Consider the following 3,786-nt stretch of genomic DNA (forward strand, 5'->3'; position numbering starts at 1 on the left):
GCATTTTTCATACTCGCGCTTTGGTCCGTATATCAGTGCCGCTCTTATTAGAGATTTACAAATCTCTTCTTTATTATTGTTTTCCTCAGCAAGCTGTTTGTGGTAATTTATGGCTTTTAAAGTAGAATCTGGTTCTTTATAATAATACTTAAAAAACAAGGTGTCTAAAGCCATGAATCTCACAGAATCCGTTTGTTTTACATCTGTATAAATGATTCTAAGTGAATCACGTTGCGAATACACTTTAGAAATGGAAATGCACACTAGACAGTATAATACTAATTTAAGTTTTATGTTTTTCAAATTAAGTTTATTAATAATAACACTACTATAGTTGATGATTTATTAAAAATTGCTGGTTTTTAAATATCTAATATAACAATCAAAATACTAAATATCCTAAAAAATTAGTTGATATTTTTTTATTTGAAATGAATATTTATATGTTCAGAATTACTTTTATAGCCTGTTGCTAAGATCGTGTTTGTATATGGTTTGTTGCGTGTTTTAAGTATGTAATTTAGTAAATAAATCACAGATAGACCCAAGCGAAGCGAACTGGCGAAGCAATATTTGTAAGTCGTTAGTAACTATGTGGTTAATTATACGCGGTGTTTGCTAATAGCTATTTTTAGCTACACTTTTGTTAGTTATAATTAATCACAATCAGAATTTAATTTGTAAAAGTAAAATGGATTAGGTGATGCAGCATAAACTTTATCGCCATCACACTCAAATGTAAGAGAAGCAACTAATTCATTTCCAAAATTTAAATCTACAGTTAAAGTACCATCTTCAAATGTATAATCGTTAGTTCCTGGGATGTGATTACCGTCAGCAGCTTCAAAGGTTTCATATTGAGATAGGCAATCCCCTTCAACACAGTAATACGCATATCTTATACCATCTTCAAAAATGCACATTGTATTTGAGAGATTTGGAGCAAACAACCATTTGCCTTCAATATCATAAACTGTTGGAGATTCATTCGTGTCGTCTTTTTCACAGCTCATTAAATGTTTATAGTGCGAGTAATAATAATTTTTTGAAATTAGTTTTATTTATTTGATAACAATTAACATTGTATAATTACTGACAGATAAATTAATTTTTTTTAAGAGCTATTTATTAAAAACTGTATTAGTTCCCTTTTTTTAGTTTGCAGCTAACATCTCGGCTGTGATTTGCGCCGAAACAGACATTATCTACATCGAATATTAAAAACGGATTTAATTTTGATATTAACTTCACGCCTAGGCATGAATTATAGCCATTGTTGTACACTGGCTTTTTTTATTTTACATATTATGCTGTAAATCAGTCTAAATAAAAATTTAAAACATCAAAAACATTTTTTAATAGAAATTCCATTAAACTATGGATTGGATAAATAGTTGTTAAGAAACATTATTATTATTGCAAAGTAACTTGAATTATATCACTAGATGATTTAGATTCTATTACTTCTATTGTGACTCCTTCGTAAGTGTAAATATCTCCAGCTATCATAGGTGCATTTTCTTTCATGCTACCAGTATTAGAATTTTGTAAAATCCTTAAAGGACCTTGACCTCTTGGTATAGAAGTATCAATAACATAAACTAACGCTCCTTCTTTTTGCATGGAAGAGTCGAAACCCTTCTTTTTTCTACTCTCGATTAGAATAGCTTTGTTTGAGTTTAGAGGCACTGATAATGCTTTTATTCCTCCTTCAGTAGCTAACTCTTGTATTTCTATAGTTATTGACCCCTCTGAATGGCAATAAATTTGTGAATCATCAATCCAGCCTAGTAACCATCTTTCATATGCAAAAAAGCCTGGTGCTCTTCCTGATTGTATTCCCATAACTCCAAAACCACCAACGTATCTGTGATTATTAGAGTTACTGTAAGCGTATAAGTCAAGTAGCCCTAAAGAGTGTCCCATTTCATGTGCAAGCCAAATACCTCCCCAATAATTAAAATCGAATCCAGAAGTAATTCCAGTTAGAATACTATTTCCATCTGCATTTATAGCGAAACTATCATTTAGGGATCCAAAAGTTGGGCCATATTCAATTTCGGAAGCATCAGGATTGGACATTACTAACACAATATCTGTATCGCTAAAATCAACTTGGTCATCTGCCAAATCAACCGCTTCTTGAATAAATGAAAGATGTCCAGAAGAAGAATTTAGACTTTCAGCATATTGTGATGAAACCATACTAAGTCTTAACCAAGAATGGTATGGTAGTAGGTTTATTCCCATTTTACCATAGGACATCTCTTCGTAGAATTCAGTATTAATATTTTCTAATAAATTAAAAATAGCAGTTGTTGTTTGAGAAGCGACAGCATCAGGGAAGTCTACAAATAATACTTGAATATTAACTTGTCCTAGTGATGATGACGGCCCATTGTTAGGGAAGCCTATATCTACATAATCATTTGTAAATATTTTATCAAGTTTACACAATTGCGTTTCTGGCACTTCATTTTCGTCAAATAAAGCTAATACATCGATCAAATTTTCTTTTTCTATAGTTTCACTATCATCGTCTTTAGAAACAGTAAGAGATACTTTAAAAGTACCCTGTTCACTATACGATATTACAGGATTTTTTTCAGTAGATTTTGCTGGGGTACCTCCTTCAAAAGTCCAACTCCAACTAGTTGGCTCGCCTTCAGATTTTTCTGTAAAACTTATTTGCTTACCTTCTATAATTTTGTCCAAGTTTGAAGCGAATTCGGATTTTAACGGAACTACTGGGTTAATATCTATATCAGTTGAATTTGAAGAATCATTTGAATTTGAAGAATCATTTGAACAGCTAAAAAAGAGTAACGATATAGCTAAAGTAAATTGGATATTTTTTCTTAAAAGGGATGTTGAATTTTTCATAATCATTAGATAAATTTATTTAATTTTAAGTGTTTTGAATAATTATTCTCATTTAACATTATTTATTCAGGATTAGGACTGTCAAAATGGTGTGCAACGTTTCCGTATATGAAACGAAGCGTGTAAAAAAGTACTTGTATTCAGATTATACACGGGCCGAATTTTTATATTTTGTTTCTATTTTTTCAATTCTATAAGCCAAATTTAAAAATTTGGAGGTCTACTAAAATAGTTGTAAACCTTTCGATTTAGTTCTTATTAGCTATATTTTATATACATTGTTGCATGCTGTTTTTATTTCGATTTCTTTTGTTCGTTTTCCGTAAAAATAGGTTTTCCATTTAAAGCATGAACTAATGTCGTGGTAGCAAGAACTGCGTACAGCAATGAAATAATGATAGTGGCTTTTGTATTTTTAAAGAGATAAAAAGAAAGCAATGGAAGTAGCTGTAAAGCGTGCATTCCAATAAAGTGCGAAACTCTTAAATCACCTACAGTTTTGCTCCAACCTATAATCCACCAATTCGAGTTATCATTTATTGCACCAATGCTATGACTCATCTGAGAGCTCATTAAAGCGCCTTCAAATGAAAAAATAACAAAAATCAAGATTCCCAAACGAATTGCCCAAATAAAATGACTTGGTAAATTTGGAAAGGACTGTGTAAAAAAGAGGAAGCCAATATAAGCCGTATAGAGTGTAACGATTACGGCCGCCAAACCCATTAACGAATATAATATAGAATAAAGTGGTGTGTCAAAGTTGAAGTGTGATAATTGTCCTTTAGAGGCTTGAAAAGCAATATAAGTAAGTTCAAAACCAAATAAAATGATTACTGTCCAATTGAAAGGTGTTACATTAAAATTTGACAAATAATGACAATACCAAGCCATTGTCCAAGC

The 3,786-nt window shown here is 31.2% G+C and carries 4 protein-coding genes; all 4 read right to left on the reverse strand.

Going from position 1 to position 3,786, the window contains the following annotated elements:
• Positions 1-303: hypothetical protein (locus QZ260_RS05955; protein ID WP_295983915.1), on the reverse strand; the 303-nt coding region annotated here is incomplete at its 3' end.
• A gap of 353 nt (positions 304-656) precedes the next feature.
• Positions 657-1,013, reverse strand: coding sequence for a hypothetical protein (locus QZ260_RS05960; protein ID WP_295983917.1), 357 nt, complete (start codon positions 1,011-1,013; stop codon positions 657-659).
• 400 nt (positions 1,014-1,413) lie between these two features.
• Complete coding sequence (locus QZ260_RS05965) at positions 1,414-2,883, reverse strand: PKD domain-containing protein (protein ID WP_295983919.1); 1,470 nt, start codon at positions 2,881-2,883, stop codon at positions 1,414-1,416.
• Between the two features lie 294 nt (positions 2,884-3,177).
• On the reverse strand, positions 3,178-3,786 hold a 609-nt coding region (locus QZ260_RS05970), incomplete at its 5' end, for a hypothetical protein (RefSeq protein ID WP_295983924.1).

The sequence above is a fragment of the uncultured Algibacter sp. genome (genome assembly GCF_905480415.1).
Lineage (GTDB): Bacteria > Bacteroidota > Bacteroidia > Flavobacteriales > Flavobacteriaceae > Algibacter_B.